The 17,337-nt window shown below is 68.0% G+C and carries 15 protein-coding genes; 10 read left to right on the top strand and 5 right to left on the bottom strand.

All coding sequences use genetic code 11. The features are described 5' to 3' along the window. Positions 1-37: 37 nt before the first annotated feature. Positions 38-1,831 (bottom strand): bifunctional isocitrate dehydrogenase kinase/phosphatase, encoded by a 1,794-nt coding sequence (aceK, locus tag V7Z98_RS10200; RefSeq protein WP_334157871.1) that lies wholly within the window; start codon positions 1,829-1,831, stop codon positions 38-40. A 207-nt stretch (positions 1,832-2,038) separates the two neighbouring features. Between aceK and V7Z98_RS10195 the strand changes: the two genes are divergently transcribed. Both V7Z98_RS10195 and icd read left to right on the top strand, forming a co-directional pair. Beyond that, positions 2,039-4,276, top strand: coding sequence for an NADP-dependent isocitrate dehydrogenase (locus V7Z98_RS10195; RefSeq protein ID WP_334157870.1), 2,238 nt, complete (start codon positions 2,039-2,041; stop codon positions 4,274-4,276). A 335-nt stretch (positions 4,277-4,611) separates the two neighbouring features. After that, positions 4,612-5,838, top strand: coding sequence for an NADP-dependent isocitrate dehydrogenase (gene icd, locus V7Z98_RS10190; protein WP_293265525.1), 1,227 nt, complete (start codon positions 4,612-4,614; stop codon positions 5,836-5,838). Between the two features lie 119 nt (positions 5,839-5,957). Here icd and V7Z98_RS10185 read toward each other — a convergent pair whose 3' ends face one another. The 4 genes from V7Z98_RS10185 to V7Z98_RS10170 all read right to left on the bottom strand — a co-directional run bounded on the left by V7Z98_RS10185 (position 5,958) and on the right by V7Z98_RS10170 (position 9,477). Further along, complete coding sequence (locus tag V7Z98_RS10185; protein WP_293265523.1) at positions 5,958-6,545, bottom strand: rhodanese-like domain-containing protein; 588 nt, start codon at positions 6,543-6,545, stop codon at positions 5,958-5,960. Positions 6,546-7,126: 581 nt separating this feature from the next. Beyond that, positions 7,127-8,218 carry a tRNA 2-thiouridine(34) synthase MnmA gene (gene mnmA / locus V7Z98_RS10180; protein WP_334157869.1) on the bottom strand — a complete coding sequence of 364 codons (1,092 nt, stop codon included), beginning with the start codon at positions 8,216-8,218 and terminating at the stop codon, positions 7,127-7,129. Continuing rightward, positions 8,208-8,897 (bottom strand): hypothetical protein, encoded by a 690-nt coding sequence (locus tag V7Z98_RS10175; protein ID WP_293265519.1) that lies wholly within the window; start codon positions 8,895-8,897, stop codon positions 8,208-8,210. Before V7Z98_RS10175 ends, mnmA begins: the two co-directional genes overlap by 11 nt. A gap of 124 nt (positions 8,898-9,021) precedes the next feature. Then, positions 9,022-9,477 (bottom strand): NUDIX hydrolase, encoded by a 456-nt coding sequence (locus V7Z98_RS10170; RefSeq protein WP_334157868.1) that lies wholly within the window; start codon positions 9,475-9,477, stop codon positions 9,022-9,024. Between the two features lie 146 nt (positions 9,478-9,623). Between V7Z98_RS10170 and V7Z98_RS10165 the strand changes: the two genes are divergently transcribed. The 8 genes from V7Z98_RS10165 (at position 9,624) to V7Z98_RS10130 (ending at position 17,334) form a co-directional block, all read left to right on the top strand. Beyond that, positions 9,624-10,544: a branched-chain amino acid transaminase gene (locus V7Z98_RS10165; protein ID WP_293265515.1), complete on the top strand. Its 921-nt coding sequence runs from the start codon at positions 9,624-9,626 to the stop codon at positions 10,542-10,544. Positions 10,545-10,594: 50 nt separating this feature from the next. Continuing rightward, a complete protein-coding gene (locus V7Z98_RS10160; protein WP_293265513.1) occupies positions 10,595-10,807 on the top strand; it encodes a zinc-finger domain-containing protein in 213 nt (70 codons plus the stop codon). 99 nt (positions 10,808-10,906) lie between these two features. Next, the gene (waaF, locus tag V7Z98_RS10155) at positions 10,907-12,001 is read left to right on the top strand and encodes a lipopolysaccharide heptosyltransferase II (RefSeq protein WP_334157867.1); all 1,095 of its coding nucleotides are present in this window, start codon (positions 10,907-10,909) and stop codon (positions 11,999-12,001) included. Continuing rightward, positions 11,998-12,450 (top strand): YybH family protein, encoded by a 453-nt coding sequence (locus V7Z98_RS10150; RefSeq protein ID WP_334157866.1) that lies wholly within the window; start codon positions 11,998-12,000, stop codon positions 12,448-12,450. Before waaF ends, V7Z98_RS10150 begins: the two co-directional genes overlap by 4 nt. Beyond that, complete coding sequence (locus V7Z98_RS10145) at positions 12,447-13,469, top strand: YheT family hydrolase (protein WP_334157865.1); 1,023 nt, start codon at positions 12,447-12,449, stop codon at positions 13,467-13,469. The genes V7Z98_RS10150 and V7Z98_RS10145 overlap by 4 nt, the downstream gene beginning before the upstream one ends. Before the next feature lie 23 nt (positions 13,470-13,492). Next, positions 13,493-14,896, top strand: coding sequence for a phosphomannomutase/phosphoglucomutase (locus tag V7Z98_RS10140; protein WP_442951830.1), 1,404 nt, complete (start codon positions 13,493-13,495; stop codon positions 14,894-14,896). Positions 14,897-14,939: 43 nt separating this feature from the next. Then, positions 14,940-16,187 (top strand): EAL and HDOD domain-containing protein, encoded by a 1,248-nt coding sequence (locus V7Z98_RS10135; protein ID WP_334157864.1) that lies wholly within the window; start codon positions 14,940-14,942, stop codon positions 16,185-16,187. Positions 16,188-16,359: 172 nt separating this feature from the next. Further along, positions 16,360-17,334 (top strand): C-GCAxxG-C-C family (seleno)protein, encoded by a 975-nt coding sequence (locus V7Z98_RS10130; RefSeq protein WP_334157863.1) that lies wholly within the window; start codon positions 16,360-16,362, stop codon positions 17,332-17,334. Positions 17,335-17,337: the final 3 nt, after the last annotated feature.

The following is a 17,337-nucleotide window of genomic DNA, read 5'->3' as shown; positions in this document are numbered from 1 at the left end:
GCGGCGGGGAATCCTGGAGAAACCCCGGGAGCGGACGTCAGGCGGTAGCGGGAGTGCCGGAAAAGCGCTGCGAAAAGCGCAGTTCCTCGGGATAGGGGAAGAAATCTTCGATGCGCCCCTCCCGGATCTTCTGCTGGGTGGCCTGCCAGAAGGCCGGGGCGAGCAGGTCCCGGTGGTACTTGAGGAAGGCGGCGCGGACGATGGGCGAGGAGCCGAGCAGGAAGGTGGCGAATTCCTCGGGGAAGACGTCGTTGCGCGCCACGGAATACCAGACTTCGCCGGACATTTCCATTTCCGGATAGGGGGCCTCGGGAATGGCGCGGAAGTTCACGTCGGTCATGTGCTCGATCTCGTCGTAGTCGTAGAACACGACGCGGCCGTAGCGGGTCAGGCCGAAGTTCTTCCACAGCATGTCGCCGGGGAAGATGTTGGCGGCGGCCAGTTCGCGGATGGCGTTGCCGTACTCGCGCACGGCGTGGTCCACCTGCTCCGGGGTGGCCCGGTCCAGGTGCATGTTGAGGGGGATCATGCGCCGCTCGATGTAGAGGTGCTTGATCACCAGCTGCTCGCCGTCGTCCGCCTCGATCTGGGAGGGGGCCAGGCGCCGCAGCTCGTCGATCAGCTCGTCCGAGAAGCGCTGCCGCGGCAGGGCGGCGTGGGAGAACTCCAGGGTATCGGCCATGCGCCCCACCCGGTCCACCTGCTTGACCAGTTGGTACTTGTACTTGACCGTGGCGTGGTCCACCTCCTTGGTGGCGCCGAACACGTCCTTGATCACCTTGAACACGTAGGGGTAGGACGGCAGGGTGAACACCAGCATCACCAGGCCGCGGATGCCCGGGGCGACGATGAAGCGGTCCTGGGAGTGGCGCATGTGGTGGATCAGGTCGCGGAAGAACATGGTCTTGCCCTGCTTGCCCAGGCCGAGCATGGTGTACAGCTCGGAGCGGGGCTTGTTGGGCATGATCGAGCGCAGGAACTGGACGTAGCCCGAGGGCACTTCCATATCCACCATGAAGTAGGCCCGGGACAGGGAAAAGAGGATCGAGATGCGCCAGGCGTCGAGCAGCACCGTGTCCAGGTAGAGCTGGCCTTCGGCGCTGTGCAGCACGGGAATGGCGAAAGGGTATTCCTGGTGGCCGTTGATGGCCTTGCCGATGATGTAGGCGCCCTTGTTGCGGTAGAAGGCCGAGGCCAGCACCTGGATCTGGAAATTGGCCTCCCGGTTCGGCCAGGCGCCCCCCAGGTAATCGAGGACGGCCCGGCAGACGTAATCCACGTCCCGGTCCAGGTCCTGCCACTCGCGCCGCCAGCCGAAATCCCGGACCACCTGGCGGATGGCGCCGTGCAGCCCGGTCAGGTGCGGGTAGTAGCTGCGGTAGTTGGGCGGATCGGACTCGATGAACTCGGTGGAGATGGCCGGCCGGGCGAAGATGAAGTCGTTGTGGAAGTAGGTGCGGTGCAGGATCTTGCAGCACACCGAGTTGAAGAAGGTCTCGGCCAGCTCCGGCTGCTTGTGGTTGAGCAGGAGGCCGATGTAGAGCAGCTTGACCTGCTGCCAGGTGGCATCGTCCAGGGTCTCGGCCTTGAACTCGTGGCGCAGGCGCTCGACGCACTCTTCCACCCGGTCGTCGTAGAAGCGGATGCGCTCCTTCACTGCCGCGTGCACCGCCGGCCAGTCGGCCCCCTCGAAACGCGCCTTGGCCTCCCGGCTGGTCTGGCGGAACAGCCGGTAGTGCTTGTCGAAACCGTCGATCAGGGCCTGGGCGATGCACGGAGCGATCGCCGCCGTGGCGCCGGCGAGGGGGTTCGGGACAGGAGACACATCCATGGCGGTGAGGAAGAGCGGAAGGAAAAAAAAGGGGAGCAAACCGGAGGCAGCGGAAATCTTAGCACCGGCCCGGCCCGCCCTTCGGCGCGCCTGTCCGGCCGGGGCGTCTCAAGGGCTGCGTTGCATACGGCGGGATATTGTTTCGGTGGGTGAGATATAATTCATAAGACTTCTGTCGCACCGACCAAACCTGTTCGAGGAATTAGCATGACTGCTGGGAAATCGAAAATCATCTACACGCTCACGGACGAAGCTCCCCTGCTGGCGACCTGTGCGTTCTTGCCGGTCATCCGGACCTTCACCGCGCCGGCCGGCATCGACGTCGCCGAAAGCGACATCTCCGTGGCCGCCCGCGTCCTGGCCGAGTTTTCCGATTACCTGACCGAAGAGCAGCGCGTCCCCGACAATCTGGCCGAGTTGGGCAAGCTGACCCTCCAGCCCGACGCCAACATCATCAAGCTGCCCAACATCAGCGCCTCCGTAGGCCAGCTGATGGCCTGCATCAAGGAATTGCAGGGCAAGGGGTACGCCCTCCCCGACTACCCGGAAAACCCCACCAACGAGGAAGAGAAGACCCTCAAGGCCCGCTACGGCAAGTGCCTGGGCTCGGCGGTGAACCCGGTGCTGCGCGAGGGCAACTCCGACCGCCGTGCTCCCGCCGCGGTCAAGAACTACGCCAAGAAGCACCCCCACTCCATGGGCGAATGGAAGCAGTGGTCCCAGACCCACGTGTCCCACATGGAACACGGCGACTTCTACCACGGTGAAAAGTCCCTGACCCTGGACAAGGCCCGGGACGTGAAGATGGAGCTCACCACCAAGAGCGGCAAGACCATCGTGCTCAAGCCGAAGGTCGCCCTCCAGGCCGGCGAGATCATCGACTCGATGTTCATGAGCAAGAAGGCCCTGTGCGAGTTCTACGAGAAGGAACTGGAAGACTGCCGCCAGGCCGGTATCCTCTTCTCGCTGCACGTCAAGGCCACCATGATGAAGGTCTCGCACCCCATCGTCTTCGGCCACTGCGTCAAGATCTACTACAAGGAAGCCTTCGAGAAGCACGGCAAGCTGTTCGACGAACTGGGCATCAACGTCAACAACGGCATGGCCAACCTGTACGAGAAGATCGACACCCTGCCCGAATCCAAGCGCGACGAGATCATCCGCGACCTGCACGCCTGCCAGGAGCACCGTCCCCGCCTGGCCATGGTGGATTCCGCCAAGGGCATCACCAACTTCCACTCCCCCAACGACATCATCGTCGACGCCTCCATGCCGGCCATGATCCGCGGCGGCGGCAAGATGTGGGGCGCCGACGGCAAGCCCTACGACGCCAAGGCCGTGATGCCCGAATCCACCTTCGCGCGCATCTACCAAGAGATGATCAACTTCTGTAAGTGGCACGGCAACTTCGACCCGCGCACCATGGGCACCGTGCCCAACGTCGGCCTGATGGCCCAGAAGGCCGAGGAATACGGCTCCCACGACAAGACCTTCGAGATCGCCGAAGACGGCGTCGCCAACATTGTCGATCTGGCTACCGGCGAAGTGCTGCTGACCCAGAACGTGGAACAGGGCGACATCTGGCGCATGTGCCAGGTGAAGGACGCCCCCATCCGCGACTGGGTCAAGCTGGCCGTCACCCGCGCCCGCAACTCCGGCATGCCCGCCGTCTTCTGGCTGGACCCCTACCGCCCCCACGAAGCCGAGCTGATCAAGAAGGTGGAAACCTACCTGAAGGATCACGACACCAGCGGCCTGGAAATCCACATCATGTCCCAGGTGCGCGCCATGCGTTTCACCCTGGAACGTGTCGCCCGCGGTCTGGACACCATCTCCGTCACCGGCAACATCCTGCGCGACTACCTGACCGACCTGTTCCCCATCATGGAACTGGGCACCTCGGCCAAGATGCTGTCCATCGTTCCCCTGATGGCCGGCGGCGGCATGTACGAAACCGGTGCCGGCGGCTCCGCCCCCAAGCACGTGCAGCAGCTGGTGGAAGAAAACCACCTGCGCTGGGATTCCCTGGGCGAGTTCCTGGCCCTGGCCGTGTCCCTGGAAGACCTGGGCATCAAGACCGGCAACACCCGCGCCAAGCTGCTGGCCAAGACCCTGGACGAAGCCACCGGCAAGCTGCTGGACGAGAACAAGTCCCCGTCCCGCCGCACCGGCGAGCTGGACAACCGGGGCAGCCAGTTCTACCTGTCCCTGTACTGGGCCCAGGCCCTGGCCGCCCAGTCCGAGGACAAGGAGCTGGCCGCCAAGTTCGCCCCCCTGGCCAAGACCCTGGCCGAGAACGAGGAAAAGATCGTCGGCGAGTTCAAGGCCGTCCAGGGCAAGCCGGTGGACATCGGCGGCTACTACCTGGCCGACCCGGCCAAGCGCGACGCGGTGATGCGCCCCAGCGCCACCTTCAACGCCGCGCTGCAAGCCGCCCTGGCCTAAGCGCCATCTAAGTACCACGCAGCGCAGCATCCGGCCCTGGCAGGCTCCGCCCGCCAGGGCCTTTTTCTTTGCCCGCCGCCCGCCGCGGCGCAGCATGGCGGTGCCGCCAAGCCCCGGATTTTTCATCCATAATGCCTCGCAGCCGGCGCTGGGCACGCCCCCGCCGGCAAGCGCATGCGGGTTCGCAATCGGGGCAGACGCAGAAGGCGGAGCGTCAAAACGTCGAAACGTCGGAACGTCGAATCATCGCCCGGAGTGTGGAGCCGCATCCGCCAGGATCTCAGCGCAATGTCCTGGCATTCCATTACAAAGCCTCTACTCGCGAGGAGATGGAAATGAGCTCTCACATCAAGGTTCCCCAAGGCGGCCAGAAGATCGTTGCGGGCCAGCCGATCCCCGACCAGCCGATCATTCCCTTCATCGAAGGCGACGGCATCGGCGTGGACATCACCCCGGTGATGATCAGGGTGGTGGACGCGGCGGTGGCCAAGGCCTACGGCGGCAGGAAGAAAATCCACTGGATGGAGGTCTATGCGGGCGAAAAATCCACCCGGCTATACGGTTCCGACCAGTGGCTGCCCAAGGAGACCTTCGACGCCCTCAAGGAATACTCGGTCTCCATCAAGGGCCCCATGACCACGCCCGTGGGCGGCGGCATCCGCTCCCTCAACGTGGCCCTGCGCCAGGAGCTGGACCTGTACCAGTGCGTGCGCCCGGTGCGCTACTTCAAGGGCGTGCCCTCGCCCCTGAAACAGCCGGAACTGACCGACATGGTGATCTTCCGCGAGAACACCGAGGACATCTACGCCGGCATCGAGTGGGCCAACGGCAGCGAGCAGGTGAGGAAGGTGATCAAGTTCCTCCAGGAGGAGATGGGGGTGAAGAAGATCCGCTTCCCCGAAACCTCCGGCATCGGCATCAAGCCCATCTCCGTGGAAGGCACCGAACGCCTGGTGCGCGCCGCCATCAAGTACGCCATCGACAACGGCCGCAAGTCGGTGACCATCGTGCACAAGGGCAACATCATGAAGTTCACGGAGGGCAACTTCCGCGACACGGCCTACGCCCTGGCCAAGCGCGAGTTCGGCGGCGTGGAGATCGACGGCGGGCCGTGGCTCAAACTCCCCAACGGCATCGTCGTCAAGGACGCCATCGCCGACGCCTTCCTGCAACAGATCCTGCTGCGCCCGGCCGAATACGACGTGATCGCCACCACCAACCTCAACGGCGACTACATCTCCGACGCCCTGGCGGCCCAGGTGGGCGGCATCGGCATCGCCCCGGGGGCCAACATCTCCGACCAGTACGCCTGCTTCGAGGCCACCCACGGCACGGCCCCCAAGTACGCCGGCCTGGACAAGGTGAACCCGGGCTCCCTGATCCTGTCCGCCGAGATGATGCTGCGCCACCTGGGCTGGAAGGAAGCGGCGGACCTGATCATCAAGTCCATGGAAGCGGCCATCGGCGACAAGGTGGTGACCTACGACTTTGCCCGTCTCATGGACGGCGCCAAGGAGGTTTCCTGCTCCGAGTTCGGCGAGGCCATGATTGCCCGCATGTAAGCCCATATGTAAGCCCGCAGGCCCCAACGCAAAACGCCCCGCAGCGGCAGCGCTGCGGGGCGTTTTCATTCAATGCCGAAAATAGCCGGAAAGCTGCCGGCCGGAGCTGGGGGTGCGGCTTACAGCTCCCCTTCCACCGTGGTCAGCCCCAGGGCCTCCCAATCGAGCATGCCGCCCCGGTAGTAGTGGATGCGCCCGGCGGGAAAGCCCTCCCGCACCATGGCGGCGATGGCCGTCGGGCTCTGGGGGCACATTGGCCCGTTGCAGAAAGCCACCACCTTACGGGCCTTGGCGCAGTCCCAGCCCTTGCCGGCCTTGGCGCACCCCAGTTCGCCGAGGCGGGTGGCCACCTCGGTGTAGGGGATGTTCACTGCCCCGGGGATGGTGGCCTTCACGTACCACTCCGGCTCGCGCATATCCACCAGCACCGCCTCCGGGTCATTGTAGAAGCCAAGCAGTTCCACCTCGCCGATCGGCACCACCCCGGGCACCGGCACCAGGGGTTGCAGCCAGCCCTTGACCTTGGCGCTGGGGGTCAGCACCCGGGTGATGGCGATCTTGCCCTGGGCCGTCTGGACCACGAATTCGGTTTCCTGGCCCACCAGGCGCAGGCGCTCCGGCGCGGCCTGCTGGGCCAGGCCCAGGGCGGCGTAGGCCAGGCCGGCAAGCAGGGCACAGCCACGGAGGAAAGGTTTGGCGAAGGTCATGGCGTCTCCTTTGTCGTTGTCGTGGGTGGCGATTATTTCATAGGAATCGCATATTCACGCCCGCTGATGAACCTAGCCGGAGCAAGGCAAGGCGCCCCGGCCGATGCCAGCCGATCACGGTGAACTGCGGCAAATTGCGGCGGATTTCCCAGGCGCGAGGACAAGTCCAGCGATGACCGCGACAGGCAGAGCCAGCCCCCTCCCCACGCCCTATCCCATGGACCGCTCGGCACATCATGCCCGCCTCAGCCATCGTCAACCGCGATGGCTGTTTTTCGCCCCCTCTGGAACTCCGCGACTGGCGCGGGGTTTGGCGGTGCGCCAAAAAGTGCCATCGCCGTTGACGATGGCATTGCCGCACCTCGGCCGCTCCTAAGGCAAAACCGGCCCCGACGTTCCCGCCATTGCCGCCCTTCGGTGCGATGCCACGGCCCTAGCGCGGATACTCGTCCGAACCAAACAGGTCGGCCGGCAGGCAAGCCCCCTCTGCTGCCGCATCAAGCAAAACGCCGCCCGGAAAATCCGGGCGGCGTTCGGCCGCAACTGGGGAATCGAGGGGGCGGCCCCCCGTGGCAAAGCGCTTACTGGATGATGCCGCCGCCCAGGCAGACCCGGCTTTCGTACACCACCACCGACTGGCCCGGGGTCACCGCCCACTGGGGTTCGGCGAACTTGAGGGTGGCGGTGCCGGCTGCCGCATCGAAGCTGTCGATCTCGCAGGGCGCATCCGGGGTGCGGTAGCGCGGCTTGGCGGTGTACACCCAGTGGGTCTTGGGCGCCTCGCCGGCCACCCAGGACAGGTCGCCGGCCACCAGGGTGTCGGTTACCAGGGCCGGGTGGTCGTGGCCCTGGACCACGTAGAGGATGTTGCGCGCCATGTCCTTTTTGGCCACGAACCAGGCGTCGTGATCGCCACCGCCGCCCTTCTGGCCGCCGATCTTGAGGCCCTTGCGCTGGCCCAGGGTGTGGTACATCAGGCCCTCGTGCTCGCCGATCACCCGGTCGTCGTCCAGCACCCGGATTTCCCCCGGCTGGCGCGGCAGGTAGCGGCTCAGGAATTCGTTGAAGGGCCGCTCGCCGATGAAGCAGATGCCGGTGGAGTCCTTCTTGGTGGCCACGTGCAGCCCCGCCTCCTCGGCGATCTTGCGCACGTCGCGCTTGTAGTGGTCGGCCAGGGGGAACAGGGTCTTGGCCAGTTGGGCCTGGTTGAGGCGGTGCAGGAAGTAGCTTTGGTCCTTGGTGCCGTCCTCGGCCTTGAGCAGCTGGAACTTGCCCTGGAACTCGCGCACCCCGGCGTAGTGGCCGGTGGCGATCTTGTCGGCGCCCAGGGTCATGGCATGGTCGAGGAAGGCCTTGAACTTGATTTCGGCGTTGCACAGCACGTCCGGGTTGGGGGTGCGGCCGGCCTGGTACTCGCGCAGGAATTCGGCGAATACACGGTCCTTGTACTCGGCGGCGAAGTTGACCACCTCGACGTCGATGCCGATCACGTCGGCCACGCTCATCACGTCGATCAGGTCCTGGCGGGACGAGCAGTATTCCTCGGTGTCGTCGTCCTCCCAGTTCTTCATGAACAGGCCCACCACCTTGTAGCCCTGGCGCTTGAGCAGCAGGGCCGCCACCGACGAGTCCACGCCGCCGGACAGGCCCACCACCACAGTTTCAGTCGACATCGGGTCCTTCTCCCTTCAACCAATTCGCAAGAGGCAGCACCAGCGGCGCCGCCCCGGGTAAAACAAACCAGCTATCCACCACGTAACGCCCTCCGGGATGGCGCTCGGGCTGCACCGGGGGCGGCGGTGGCGCCGGCAGGTCGGCAAGCACGGCCTGGCAGTCGCACAGGGCCAGCATCGCCGGAATGTAATCGGGCACCGCCGGGGCGCGCCGGGGCGGGGCCGGGGCCAACGCCGCGGGCGGCGGGCCGTCCGTTTCTTCGAGCAGGGCGGCGTAGTGCTGGTTGACCAGGAAGGGCGCGCGCCGCGCCGGTTCCAGCACCTTATGCCAGCGCAGCCAGCCCCGGGCCTCCATCATCCGCAGCAGGCGGGTGGTGGAGGTGGAATGGTCGATGCAGTCCATGCGCCCGTCGCTCTCGGCGTCGGCGCCGTTGCCCGGCCGGTCGGCGCCGATCGGGCTCTGCCGGGCCGCCTCGGCGTACAGGCGCCCCACCGCCAGGGCGATGCGCTCCCGCTCGTCGGCGGCGCTGGTGGCATCCCGCAGCAGCAGGGCCACTCCCGCCAGGACCGGGTCGGTAAACGACACCGGGGCCTCGTTGGCGCAGCTCCAGTTGTAGCAGATGTCCACCGTCTCGCCGCACCAGCCGGTGAGGGGCGCCAGGCACAGGAGCAGCGCCACGCCCCAGCCGGAGCTTCGCCCCCCTTGCCGCCCCCGGCTCGGGGTTCGCCCCGGGCGGAAACGCACAAACAGCGCAAGCAGCGCAGACAGAGGACGCGGCAGGCGCAGCGCGGGCATGGGCCGGTCAGTCGTAGTGCCGGATCAGGTCCAGGGGGAAGCGCCGCCCAGCCAGGTAATCCTCGATGCACTGGAGGATCAGGGGGCTGCGGTGCCGTTCCCGGGTGGCGCGCACGTCGTCGACGGTCAGCCAGCGCGCGGCGACGATGCCCGTATCCAGGGCCCGGCCGATTTCCTCGCCGGTGACTTCGCAGGCGAAGGCGAAGCGCAGGTAGGTGATGTCCCGGGCCGGCCGCGGCCACTGGTACACCCCCACCAAGGCGGTGGGGCGCACGTGGTGGGCGGTTTCCTCCAGGGCCTCGCGGATGCAGGCATTGACCAGGGATTCACCCTCGTCCAGGTGCCCGGCCGGCTGGTTGAAGCGCAGCCCCTGGTCGGTTTCCTCTTCCACCAGCAGGAAGCGGCCGTCCCGCTCCACCACGGCGGCCACCGTCACGTTGGGCTTCCAGATCCTCGCGTTCATCGTCGTTGCTCGCGTCGTTGTTCGATCGAAAGCCGGGATTTTACCCTTCGCCGCCCCGTTCGCGGCAGCGCAGCATGGCCGGGGGCGGGGGTTTTCCGTTACAATTTTCGTTTTCGTATTTTTCAAGCGGTAACGGAGAACACACCATGTCGATGGCGGATCGCGACGGATTCATCTGGTACGACGGCAAGCTGGTGCCCTGGCGCGATGCCACCACCCACGTCCTGACCCACACCCTGCACTACGGCATGGGCTGTTTCGAAGGGGTGCGCGCCTACGCCACCGACAAGGGCGCGGCCATCTTCCGCCTCAAGGAACACACCGACCGCCTGTTCGGTTCCGCCCACATCTTCCAGATGAAGATGCCCTACGACAAGGCGACCATCATGGACGCCCAGCGCGAGGTGGTGCGGGCCAACAAGCTCGATTCCTGCTACATCCGCCCGATCGTCTTCTACGGTTCCGAAGCCATGGGCATCGCCGCCAAGACCCTGTCGGTGCACGTCGCCATCGCCGCCTGGCCGTGGGGCGCCTACCTGGGCGCCGACGGCATGGAGCGCGGCATCCGCGTCAAGACCTCGTCCTTCACCCGCCACCACGTCAACATCAACATGTGCCGGGCGAAGTCGGTGTCCACCTACGCCAACTCCATTCTCTCCCACCAGGAAGCCGCCAACGACGGCTACGACGAGGCCCTGCTGCTCGACGTGGACGGCTACGTGGCCGAAGGCTCCGGCGAGAACATCTTCATCGTCAAGAACGGCAAGCTGTACACCCCGGACCTGACCTCCTGCCTGGAAGGCATCACCCGCGCCACGGTGATCCAACTGGCCGAGGAAAACGCCCTCCAGGTGATCGAAAAGCGCATCACCCGCGACGAGGTGTATTGCGCCGACGAGGCCTTCTTCACCGGCACCGCCGCCGAAGTGACCCCGATCCGCGAACTCGACGGCCGTCAGATCGGCGAGGGCAAGCGCGGCCCGATCACCGCCAAGCTGCAAGCCCAGTTCTTCGACGTGGTGCAGGGCCGCTCGGTCAAGCACGCCGAATGGCTGACGGTGTGCTGAGCTGACCCGGCCACCTTCCCACCTCACCCTTTCATTTCACGAGGCACGCCATGAGCGAGGCGAAAGACGTCCAGGCCCCCGAAAGCCGCACCATCGAAATCACCGCCGGCGACCTGCCGCTGCACTGCCCCCAGCCCGGCGCTCCGCTGTGGGCGCGGCATCCCCGGGTGTTTCTCGATGTGACCAAGACCGGCGAAGTGACCTGCCCCTATTGCAGCGCCCACTACGTCCTCACCGGCGAGCTGCCCAAGGGTCATCACTGACGCCTGCGCCGCGCCGCTGAACAACGACGGGAAGCCCGGGGACCTTTCTCTGCGCTTCCCGTCGTTCCATCCACGCCCGATCTCCCGCCTCCCGCCCCGATGTCCGCTCACTTCGCGCCCCGCCGCGGCCTGATCGTCGCCCCCAGCTGGGTCGGCGACGCGGTCATGGCCCAGCCCCTGTTCATGCGCCTGCATGAGCGCCACCCCGGGCTGGTGCTGGACGCCATGGCGCCCTCCTGGGTGGCCCCGGTGCTGGCGCGCATGCCGGAAATCCACGCCGTACTGCCCAACCCCTTCGCCCACGGCGTCCTCAACCTCAAGGGCCGCCTGGCCCAGGGGCGAGAATTGCGCGCCGCCGGCTACGACGCGGTGTGGATACTGCCCAACTCCCTCAAGTCGGCCCTGGTACCGTTCTTCGCCCGCATCCCGCACCGGGTCGGCTTCACCGGCGAATCCCGCTACGGCCTGGTCAACGTCCGGCACCGGCTAGACAAGCAGAGGACGCCCCTGATGGTGGCCCGCTTCGCCCAGCTGGCCGAACGCGCCGGCCACCTGCCGGCCGAGCCCCTGCCCCGGCCGCGCCTGGCCTCCTCCCCGGAAGACCAGGCCCGCACCCTGGCCCAGCTGGGCGTAAAGCGCCCGGAAAAGCTGGTGGCCTTCTGCCCCGGCGCCGAGTACGGCCCGGCCAAGCGCTGGCCGGCGGTGCACTTCGCCGAACTGGCCCGCCGGCTGCACCACGCCGGCGTGGCGGTGTGGATTCTCGGCTCCCCCAAGGACAAGGCCATCGGCGAGGAAATCGTCGCCCTGGCCGGACTGGCCACCGAGGCCTGCCGCAATCTGTGCGGCGCCACCGCCCTGGACGCGGCCATCGACCTGCTGGCCCTGGCCGACGCAGTGGTGTGCAACGACTCGGGCCTGATGCACGTGGCCGCCGCCCTGGACCGCCCCCTGGTGGCGGTGTACGGTTCGTCCTCCCCCGGCTTCACCCCGCCGCTGTCGGACCGGGCCACGGTGGTGTCCCTCAAACTGTCATGCAGTCCGTGCTACAAGCGCGAATGCCCCCTGGGCCACCTGGACTGCCTCAACAAGCTCCTGCCCGAGCAGGTGTGGCAGGCCCTGCCCGCCGGGCTGACCGATCCCCACCCCGGCACCCGCACCATCTCCATCGTCCCCATGACCGGAGGCACGCCATGAGCGAGCAGACCCGCCACCGCCCCCGCGCCCACTTCCCCACGCCGGAAGACGCCGAGGCCGCCTTCTACGACGCCATCGAGCGGGGCGACCTGGAGGCCCTGATGGCCGTGTGGTGCGAGGACGAGGAAATCGTCTGCATCCACCCCGGCGGGCCGCGCCTGGTCGGGCTGGCGGCGGTGCGCAGCGCCTGGCAGGCGATCTTCGACGGCCCCCGCTTCCGCCTGCGCATTGCCCAGCGGGCCCGTTGGCAGAGCGGCCTGATGGCGGTGCACAACGTGGTCGAAGTCCCCACCCTGGCCGACGATCCCAACGCCCAGGAGCCGGTCTTCGCCACCAATGTGTTCGTGCGTGGCGCCGACGGTTGGCGCCTGGTGGCCCACCACGCCGGCCTGGGCCCGGACACAGACGACGCTCCGGGCGCCACGGACGCTCCCCGGGTGCTCCATTGACCGACGGCGACCGCACCGCCATCCCGCCCTACCGGGCGCCGCGCTGGCTGCCCGGCGGCCACGCCCAGACCCTCTGGCCCCTGCTCATCAAGCCCGCGCCGCCGGCCTACCGGCGCGAGCGCTGGGACACCCCGGACGGGGATTTCATCGACGCCGACTTCCTCGACGCCGCAGCCGGCAGCGCGGATGGCGCCGCGAAGGCCGCCGAACCGGCGCCTACGGCCCCGCTGGTCATCCTCTTCCACGGCCTGGAAGGCAGCTCCCGCAGCCATTACGCCGTCTCCCTCGCCCTGGCCTGCCAGGCCCGGGGCTGGGGCTTCGTGGTGCCCCACTTCCGCGGCTGCTCGGGAGAGGCCAACCGGCTGCCCCGGGCCTACCATTCCGGCGACTCCGCCGAGATCGGCTGGGTTCTCGCCCGCCTGGCGCAGCGCTTTCCCGGCCGCCCCCTGCACGTGGCGGGAGTCTCCCTGGGGGGCAACGCCCTGCTCAAGTGGCTCGGCGAACAGGAAGAAGCCGCCGGCCGCCTGATCCGCTGCGCGGCCAGCATCTGCCCGCCCCTGGACCTGGCCGCCGCCGGCTTCAACCTGGGCCGGGGCTTCAACCTCGTTTACACCCGCCACTTCCTCGGCACCCTGAAAGCCAGCGCCCTGGCCAAGCTGAAGCACCACCCGGGCCTGTTCGACCCAGGCAAGGTGCGCCAGGCGCGCAACCTGTACGATTTCGACGAGGTGGTGACCGCCCCCCTGCACGGTTTCCAGGGCGCCCTCGACTACTGGACCCGGGCCTCGGCCAAACCCCTGCTCGACCGGGTCCGGCTGCCGACCCTGCTCATCAACCCGGCGAACGACCCCTTCCTGCCCGCCGCCGCCCTGCCCAGCCGCCACCAGGTGTCCGCCGCCGTGCGCTTGGAACAACCGGCCGAAGGCGGCCACGTCGGCTTCGTCACCGGGTCCCCGCCGGGGCGCCTGGACTGGCTGCCCCGGCGCCTGCTGCACTTCTTCGACGAACACCAATCCTGACCGCAAGAATCACGACAATCGCCATGACCGAGATGACCACCACCGCCCTGCCCCCCGAAATCTTCAAGGCCTACGACATCCGCGGCATCGTCGGCACGACCCTCACCCCGGCCATCGTCCGCGCCATCGGCCAGGGCATGGGCACCCTGGCCCTGGAGAAATCCGGCCCCGGGGCGACTATCGCCATCGGCCGCGACGGTCGCCTGTCCGGCCCGGAATTCGCCGCCGCCCTGGCCGACGGCATCCGCAGCACGGGCGCCGGCGTGGTAGACGTGGGCTGCGTTCCCACCCCGGTCACCTATTTCGCCGCCCAGCACCTGGGCTGCGGCTCCTGCGTGTCGATCACCGGCTCCCACAACCCGCCCGAGTACAACGGACTGAAGATGGTGATCGCTGGCGAGACCCTGGCCACCGACGCCATCCAGGCCCTGCGCCAGCGCCTGGTGGACCGCCGCGTCGCCAACGCTGCCGCCCCCGGCCCCTTCCGCACCGAGAACGTGCTGCCCGCCTACCTGGCGCGCATCCTCGGCGACGTGAAGCTGGCCCGGCCGATGAAGGTGGTGGTCGATTGCGGCAACGGTGTGGCCGGCGCGGTGGCCCCCGAGCTGTTCACCGGCCTGGGCTGCCAGATCGTGCCGCTCTTCTGCGAGGTGGACGGCACCTTCCCCAACCACCATCCGGACCCATCCAAGCCGGAGAATCTGGAAGACGTGAAGCGCGCCCTGCGCGACACCGACGCCGAGATCGGCCTGGCCTTCGACGGCGACGGCGACCGCCTCGGCGTGGTAACCAAGGACGGCGAGGTGATCTTCGCCGACCGGCAGATGATGCTGTTCGCCGAGGACGTGCTGGCCCGGGTGCCGGGCGGCGAGATCATCTACGACGTGAAGTGCTCGCGCCTGCTCGCCGACCACATCCGCGCCAAGGGCGGCCGCCCCCTGATGTGGAAGACCGGCCACGCCCTGGTCAAGGCCAAGCTCAAGGAGACCGGCGCCCCCCTGGCCGGCGAGATGAGCGGCCACATCTTCTTCAAGGAGCGCTGGTACGGCTTCGACGACGGCCTCTACGCCGGCGCCCGGCTGCTCGAGATCGTCTCCCGCAGCCCGGACGCCAACGCCGTGCTCAAGGCCCTGCCCAACAGCACCGCCACCCCGGAACTGAACATCAAGATGGCCGAAGGCGAGCCCTTCGTCCTGGTGGAAAAGCTCCAGGCCGGCGCGGTCTTTCCGGCCGCCCGCGAGGTGGTGGGCATCGACGGGGTGCGGGTCGAATACGCCGACGGCTTCGGCCTGGCCCGGGCCTCCAATACCACCCCGGTGGTGGTGCTGCGCTTCGAGGCCGACACTCCGGCCGCCCTGGCGCGCATCCAGGACGAGTTCCGCGCCGCCCTCGCCGCCGCATGGCCCGGCCTGGTTCTGCCCTTTTGAGGGTTACACTCGCGCAACGCCGCCCGACCACCCCACGCCGCCCATGAGCACCCACTCGTTCTATCTCGCCCGCCAGCCGATCCTGGACCGGAACCAGCAGGTCCAGGCCTACGAGCTGCTGTTCCGCACCAGCGAGACTAACCAGGCCACCTTCGACGATGGCGGCCAGGCCACCGCCACGGTGCTGGCCAACGCCTTCGGCGAACTGAGCCTGGGCGACGTGGTGGGGCCCTACAAGGCCTACATCAACGTGGCGGCGGATTTCCTGATGCAGGAACCCCTGGAGTTCCTGCCCGGCCCAAAGGTGGTGCTGGAGCTGCCCGCCGACGCCCTGCCCGACGCCGACCTGATCGCCCGCTGCCGCGCCCTCAAGGCCAAGGGCTTCACCCTGGCCGCCGGCAACGTGGCCAGCCTGGACCCGGAACGGCTGCCCCTGCTCAAGGAGGTGGACATCCTCAAGGTGGACCACCAGCAGCTCAACAACCGGGAACTGTTCGTCCTGTTCTGCCACCTCAAGCCCCTGGGCCGGGAACTGCTGGCGGAAAAAATCGAGGATGTGGAGCAGTTCGAGCATTGCCTGGACCTGGGCTTCACCCTGTTTCAGGGCTACTACTTCGCCCGCCCCACCCTGATCGCCGGCAAGAAGCTGGAGCGCTCCACCCTGGCCCTGGTCAAGCTGATCGGCCTGCTCATGGAAGACGCCGAAACCGCGGCCCTGGAAACCACCTTCAAGCAGGAACCCGGCCTCACCCTCAACCTGCTGCGCCTGGTGAACTCGGTGGCCAGCGGGCTGGCGGTGCGGGTCGGTTCGGTGCGCCACGCCATCACCCTGATGGGCCGGCACAAGCTGCTGCGCTGGCTGCAACTGCTGCTCTACTGCCAGCACGGCGGGCCCGACGCCCCGCCCTCGCCCCTGCTGCTCACCGCCGCCACCCGGGGGCGCCTGCTCGAACTGATCCAGCTGCGCCTCGCCCCGCGCCTGCGCGACGCCGCCGACCGGGCCTTCATGACCGGCATCCTGTCCCTGCTGCCGGCCGCCCTGGGCATGCCCATGGACGAGCTGATCGCCCCCTTGCCCCTGGCCCCGGACGTGCGCCAGGCCCTGCTCGAAGGCAAGGGCGACCTGGGCCGCCTGCTCGGCCTGGCCGAAGCCATGGAGCGTAGCGCCGGCCGGGAAACGCCGCCCGAACCCGAGGCCCTGGCCCACGCCGCCGGCCTGCCCCTGAGCGTCCTCAACGCCTGCCTGGCCGAAGCCCTGGGCTGGGCCAACAGCCTGGCCCAGGAAGTCTAGGGCGCCCCAGGCGGCGCCGACCGTTGCGACGGTCCAGCCGCCCGGCCCCTCCTCCCCTGCCCTTGCCGTAGCCCGCCGGCCACGGTATAACTCCCCCACACGCCGGCGCAGACCGGCCGCCGCCTCCGCCCCTGTCGGCGGAGATCGGGGAGGCAAGAACGAGGAGACCATCATGTGGGAGCTTCGCCCTGCCCGGGAGGATGAGGCCGCGTCCATCGCCGCCCTCTTCGACCTTTGTTGCAGCCTGGCCGCCCGCGTCCCGCCCCGGGACGACGACCTGCTGCTGGTCGCCACCCACGGCGCCCATATCGCCGCCGCCGCCTGCTTCCGCCCCCTGGACCCGCACCACGGCTGGATCTACGGCCTGGCCGTGCGCCCGGGCTTTCGCAAGCAGCGCCTGGCGCGCAAGCTTTACCAGCGCCTGCTCGACGAAGCCGGCCGGCGCCGCCTCAGCCACCTCTACGCCACCGCCAGCGCCGGCAGCTCCTACTTCCAAGCCCTGGGCTTCAACGTGGCGCCGGAAGCCGGCCACCCCGCCCTGCATCCGGTACTGAACCAAGCCCTGAGCGAATACGGCCTGCACGACGACGACGCGGTGGTGCTGCACCAGCCCCTGCTCCAGCCCGAGGGCATCTCCCCCGCCGGTGAGGCCACCGCCCTGTTCGACGCCGGCTATTTCTGCGCCGAGAGCGTGCTGCTCGCCACTGCCCGGGCCACCGGGCTGGACGAGCCGGGGCTGGCCCGGCTGGCCACCGGCTTCTGCACCGGTATGGCCCAGACCTGGAATACTTGCGGCGCCTTGTCCGGCGGCGTGCTGGCCGTCAACCTGGCCTGCGGCCGGGACCTGCCCAGCGAATCGGTTTCCGCCAACTTCCACGCAGTGCAACGCCTCACCCGGGAATTCACCAGTGCCTGCGGCGGGTGCCGGTGCAGCGAACTGAACGGCTTCGACCTTTCCACCCCCGCCGGCCGCCACGCCTGGGCCCAGGACGGCGGCCATGCCCAATGCCGGGAATACGTAGCCATCGCCGCCCGCCTGGCCACCGCGGTGATCCGCGAGGCCCGCCAGGAGGACGAGGCCCGGGGCGGCCTGCTCAATCTATTCCCCGCCGGGGACGAGGAAGAACGCCGCCTGCCGGCGGGTTGAGTC

The organism is Oryzomicrobium sp., assembly GCF_036820405.1.
In the GTDB taxonomy this organism is placed as follows: domain Bacteria; phylum Pseudomonadota; class Gammaproteobacteria; order Burkholderiales; family Rhodocyclaceae; genus Oryzomicrobium.
The sequence above is the reverse complement of the archived record's forward strand: the minus strand, read 5'-3'. Positions and strand labels throughout refer to the sequence as shown.

Coding starts and splice junctions, on each gene's coding strand:
- aceK (WP_334157871.1), bottom strand. CDS start 1,831: ATGGATGTGTCTCCTGTCCCGAACCCCCTCGCCGGCGCCACGGCGGCG.
- V7Z98_RS10195 (WP_334157870.1), top strand. CDS start 2,039: ATGACTGCTGGGAAATCGAAAATCATCTACACGCTCACGGACGAAGCT.
- icd (WP_293265525.1), top strand. CDS start 4,612: ATGAGCTCTCACATCAAGGTTCCCCAAGGCGGCCAGAAGATCGTTGCG.
- V7Z98_RS10185 (WP_293265523.1), bottom strand. CDS start 6,545: ATGACCTTCGCCAAACCTTTCCTCCGTGGCTGTGCCCTGCTTGCCGGC.
- mnmA (WP_334157869.1), bottom strand. CDS start 8,218: ATGTCGACTGAAACTGTGGTGGTGGGCCTGTCCGGCGGCGTGGACTCG.
- V7Z98_RS10170 (WP_334157868.1), bottom strand. CDS start 9,477: ATGAACGCGAGGATCTGGAAGCCCAACGTGACGGTGGCCGCCGTGGTG.
- V7Z98_RS10165 (WP_293265515.1), top strand. CDS start 9,624: ATGTCGATGGCGGATCGCGACGGATTCATCTGGTACGACGGCAAGCTG.
- V7Z98_RS10160 (WP_293265513.1), top strand. CDS start 10,595: ATGAGCGAGGCGAAAGACGTCCAGGCCCCCGAAAGCCGCACCATCGAA.
- waaF (WP_334157867.1), top strand. CDS start 10,907: ATGTCCGCTCACTTCGCGCCCCGCCGCGGCCTGATCGTCGCCCCCAGC.
- V7Z98_RS10150 (WP_334157866.1), top strand. CDS start 11,998: ATGAGCGAGCAGACCCGCCACCGCCCCCGCGCCCACTTCCCCACGCCG.
- V7Z98_RS10140 (WP_442951830.1), top strand. CDS start 13,493: ATGACCGAGATGACCACCACCGCCCTGCCCCCCGAAATCTTCAAGGCC.
- V7Z98_RS10135 (WP_334157864.1), top strand. CDS start 14,940: ATGAGCACCCACTCGTTCTATCTCGCCCGCCAGCCGATCCTGGACCGG.
- V7Z98_RS10130 (WP_334157863.1), top strand. CDS start 16,360: ATGTGGGAGCTTCGCCCTGCCCGGGAGGATGAGGCCGCGTCCATCGCC.